At 38.4% G+C, this 232-nt stretch carries 1 protein-coding gene; it reads left to right on the forward strand.

Annotated elements, in window-relative coordinates; all coding sequences use genetic code 11:
* A partial coding sequence (locus SCA31_RS25710; protein ID WP_410699752.1) for an alpha/beta hydrolase family protein occupies positions 1-232 on the forward strand: 232 nt, incomplete at both ends.

Genomic DNA, 232 nt, shown 5'->3' on the forward strand with positions numbered 1-232 from the left:
GTTAGTGGTTGTTGACAGCGATAAATTATACGGAAAATATTACGAATACGATACTAAAACAAAAAATGTAAAACTCCTTCTCGACCTGATGCCTCAATTAAAAGAAGAGGATATGGCTGAAATGAGACCAATTGAATTCAAAAGCAGAGACGGCTTGACAATCCATGGCTACATCACATTGCCAAAAGCTGCGGTGGAGGGCAAAAAAGTTCCTTTGATTGTAAATCCTCAC

The sequence above is a fragment of the Chryseobacterium sp. SIMBA_028 genome (assembly GCF_046535285.1).
Classification (GTDB): domain Bacteria; phylum Bacteroidota; class Bacteroidia; order Flavobacteriales; family Weeksellaceae; genus Chryseobacterium.